Raw genomic sequence first — 4,066 nt, 5'->3', positions numbered from 1 at the left:
AGCAGATTCGTCGCGTGGAAGAGATCGTCAACGCGGAAGTGCTGGCAAACGCGCCGGGTATCGTGCGTGTCATGCCGTACGACGAAGCCGTGAAGGGCGGCGCGATGGCGCTGTTCGGCGAGAAATATGGCGACGAAGTGCGCGTGCTCGACCTCGGTTTCTCGCGTGAACTTTGCGGCGGCACGCACGTGCAGCGCACGGGCGATATCGGCTTGTTCAAGATCGTGATGGAAGGCGGCGTCGCGGCAGGGATTCGCCGCGTGGAAGCGATCACCGGCGACAACGCCGTGCGCTTCGTGCAGGAACTCGATGCGCGGATCAACGCGGCATCGGCCGTGCTGAAGGCGCAGCCGTCTGAACTCACGCAGCGCATCGTGCAGGTCCAGGATCACGTGAAGGCGCTGGAAAAGGAACTCGGCGCGCTGAAGTCGAAGCTTGCTTCCAGCCAGGGCGATGAACTCGTGTCGCAGGCGGTCGAGATTGGCGGCGTGTTTGTGCTGGCGGCTCAATTGCCGGGCGCAGACAGCAAGACGCTGCGCGAAACTGTCGATAAATTGAAGGACAAGCTGAAGAACGCAGCCGTTGTTCTGGCGGCCGTCGATGGCAACAAGGTCAGCCTGATTGCGGGCGTGACGGCGGAGGCATCGAAGAAGGTGAAAGCCGGTGATCTGGTGAACTTCGTCGCGCTGCAAGTCGGCGGCAAGGGCGGTGGACGGCCCGACATGGCGCAGGCGGGCGGCACCGAGCCAACAAATTTGGCTGCGGCGCTGGCCGGTGTGAATGACTGGGTGAAGAGCAAGCTTTAAGCGTTCAGACGGTTAGAGCTTCAACCGTTTAGAAAGCCCGTTCTGAGTTACAACAGGACGGGCTTTTTTGCGTCTGCACGGGACGTTCTCTCTTTGCCGTTAAAGAGGGCCAATGCAGTCCTAAGGATCACGATCCCGTTTCCGGCGCGATTTTCGTTGATGCCAAGTTGCCCATGATTTGAGGCGGACCGGATCATGCCGACCCGACTTCACCATCAAAAACCCGCAAGCGAACTGACAGGTATGCGACTTGCCCTTTGTTTGTCAGTGCAGGCATGAAGCTCTGCACGTCGACTACAAAGGGAACCTGACTCATGAATCGAAAACTCGTCACACTCGTCGCCGCTTCGTCGATGGTTTTCGCCACGGGTGCCGTCTATGCCAAAGGATGTCTGGAAGGTGCGGCAGTAGGCGGCGTGGCGGGCCACATGGCAGGCAAGCACGGAGCGGTGGGTGCGGCCGGCGGTTGCGCGGTCGGGCACCACGAAGCGAACAAGAAAGACAAGAAAGCGCAGCAGGCCGCGGGATCAGATCAACCCGCCGGAAAATAAATCGTAAGGCGGTTAGCGGACTGGGAGCAAACAGACACGGGCATGGCGGTTAATGGCAATTACTGACGTCTCCGCGTGTTCACGCACGAAACGTTAAAATAACCGCCACACTTACCATCGCCCCGGCCCCTGACCGCATGCAACATTTTGCCTCCGATAACTACGCCGGCATCTGCCCCGAAGCGCTCGCCGCGCTGATCGAAGCTAACAACAGCGGCCACGAGCCGGCCTACGGCGACGATTCCTGGACGCAGGGCGTGTGTGACCGCATCCGCGACCTGTTCCAGACCGACTGCGAAGTCTTCTTCGTCTTCAACGGCACGGCGGCCAATTCACTGGCGCTCGCATCGTTATGCCAGTCGTATCACTCGGTGATCTGCCATGAGCTCGCGCACATCGAAACCGATGAATGCGGTGGCCCCGAATTTTTCTCGGGCGGTTCGAAGTTGCTGACGGCGCCCGGTATCGACGGGAAGCTTACGCCGGATGCCATTGAAGCCATCGTCACGCGTCGCGCTGACATTCACTATCCGAAGCCCAAGGTCGTCACGCTCACGCAGTCCACCGAAGTGGGCACCGTGTACAGCGTGGAAGAAATTCGCGCTATCGCCGCGATCGCAAAGCGCCGCCATCTGAAGGTGCATATGGACGGCGCGCGGTTTGCGAACGCGGTCGCGTCGCTGAATGTGCATCCATCGGAGATCACGTGGCGCGCGGGCGTGGACGTGCTGTGTTTTGGCGGCACGAAGAACGGCCTGCCCGTTGGCGAGGCGGTGATTTTCTTCGATAAGGCGCTGGCCGTCGACTTTGCGTACCGGTTGAAACAGGCGGGGCAACTGGCGTCGAAGATGCGCTTTATCTCGGCGCCCTGGCTCGGCTTGCTTAACAACGATGTATGGCTGCGCAACGCACGCCATGCAAACGCCATGGCGCAACTGATGGCTGAGCGGCTGGAAGGCATACAAGGCGTGAAGGTCATGTTCAAGCCGCAAGGGAACGCGGTGTTCGCCGAGCTGCCGCCGGCTGTTGCGCAGGCGCTGCGCAACAAGGGCTGGAAGTTTTATCAGTTCATCGGCTCGGGCGGCTGCCGGCTGATGTGTGCGTGGGACACGCTGCCGGAAACGGTGGAGCAGTTCGCCGGCGAGGTCCGCGCGCTTAGCACCGCCCTCTGACTCCTCTGACCTCTCTGACCCTTTTGGATCCTCCGACCTCTGACCATGATCGAATACCATTTCTGTCCACGCGATGCCAACAAGCTGGTCGAACGTGCCGATGCAAGCCACGAAGGCGGGCGCGTGCGACTCGCGTGCCCGGACCCGGAATGCGGCTTCGTGCACTGGAATAATCCGCTGCCGGTGGTCGCGGCGATCGTGGAATACGAGGGCAAGATCCTGCTCGCGCGCAACGCGGCGTGGGTCGAGGGCATGTTCGCTCTGATCACGGGTTTTCTCGAGAATGGCGAGACGCCCGAAGAGGGCATCGCGCGAGAAGTGCTCGAAGAGACGTCCTTGGTGGCGCAATCGGTTGAACTGGTCGGCGTGTACGAATTCATCCGCAAGAACGAGCTGATCATTGCGTATCACGTGAAGGCGAACGGGACGATCAACCTGTCGCCGGAACTGCTCGAGTATCGTCTGGTCGAGCCGGCGAAACTCAGGCCCTGGCGCGCGGGAACCGGCCATGCCGTGGCGGAATGGATGCGTGGCCGCGGTCTGGCCGTGGAATATGTGGACCGTCCGGGACAGTAACGCGCTTAACACCCGCACACTACATGGCGTCCGCTCGGATTGACGGACGCCCGTGCGACTTCTAACATGCCTGACGCTTCACCTAACTGCGGATACTCGTCATGGCCTTCATCTTCTACGTCACCCACATCCATCTCGGTTACGACGCGCTCGCCATGCTCGACAGCGAATGCGCGCGTGTCGGCATCAAGCGGCCATTGATCATCACGGACAAAGGCGTGCTGGCCGCGGGGCTGGTGTCGCAAACCGTCCAGGCGCTGGACCTGGATGCGGGCGCTGTTCCCATCTTCGATGAAACCCCGTCGAACCCGACCGAGGCGATGGTGATGAAAGCCGCCGCGCTGTACAAAAGCGAAGGCTGCGATGGTTTGATCGCCGTGGGCGGCGGTTCGTCCATCGATCTGGCGAAGGGCGTCGCGATCATGGCGACCCATCCGGGGACGCTGACGGAGTACGCGACGATCGAAGGCGGCAGCAACAAGATCACCGCTGGGTCCGCACCGCTGATCGCCGTGCCGACCTCTTCGGGCACCGGCAGCGAAGTGGCGCGTGGGGCGATCATCATTCTTGCCGATGGCCGCAAGCTCGGCTTTCACTCATGGCATCTGTTGCCCAAGTCGGCCGTGTGCGATCCGTCGCTGACGTTGGGCTTGCCGCCCATGCTGACCGCTGCAACGGGCATGGACGCGATCGCGCATTGCATCGAAACATTTCTCGCACCGGCGTTCAATCCGCCCGCCGACGGCATCGCGCTGGATGGGCTCGAGCGCGCGTGGGCGTCCATCGAACGGGCGACGCACGACGGCCAGGATCGTGATGCACGCCTGAACATGATGAGCGCGTCGATGCAGGGCGCCATGGCATTCCAGAAGGGTCTGGGCTGTGTGCATTCGCTGTCACACCCGTTGGGCGGACTGGTCGTGAACGGGCGCACCGGGCTGCATCACGGCACGCTGAATGC

Annotated in this window: 5 protein-coding genes; all 5 read left to right on the top strand. The window is 61.6% G+C overall.

The window, feature by feature from the left end:
- On the top strand, positions 1 to 806 hold an 806-nt coding region (locus tag JWR14_RS32765; RefSeq protein ID WP_299717747.1), incomplete at its 5' end, for a DHHA1 domain-containing protein.
- A 314-nt stretch (positions 807 to 1,120) separates the two neighbouring features.
- A complete protein-coding gene (locus JWR14_RS32760) occupies positions 1,121 to 1,357 on the top strand; it encodes a hypothetical protein (protein WP_299717745.1) in 237 nt (78 codons plus the stop codon).
- 137 nt (positions 1,358 to 1,494) lie between these two features.
- Positions 1,495 to 2,529, top strand: a complete 1,035-nt coding sequence (locus JWR14_RS32755; RefSeq protein WP_299717743.1) for a low specificity L-threonine aldolase — start codon at positions 1,495 to 1,497, stop codon at positions 2,527 to 2,529.
- Between the two features lie 45 nt (positions 2,530 to 2,574).
- Positions 2,575 to 3,105, top strand: a complete 531-nt coding sequence (locus tag JWR14_RS32750) for an NUDIX domain-containing protein (RefSeq protein WP_299717741.1) — start codon at positions 2,575 to 2,577, stop codon at positions 3,103 to 3,105.
- A 101-nt stretch (positions 3,106 to 3,206) separates the two neighbouring features.
- Positions 3,207 to 4,066, top strand: an 860-nt coding sequence (locus tag JWR14_RS32745; RefSeq protein ID WP_299717739.1) for an iron-containing alcohol dehydrogenase, incomplete at its 3' end; no start/stop codon positions are given.

Origin of the sequence: Caballeronia sp. (assembly GCF_028292365.1) — a bacterium.
Taxonomy (GTDB): domain Bacteria; phylum Pseudomonadota; class Gammaproteobacteria; order Burkholderiales; family Burkholderiaceae; genus Caballeronia.
The sequence above is the reverse complement of the archived record's forward strand: the minus strand, read 5'-3'. Positions and strand labels throughout refer to the sequence as shown.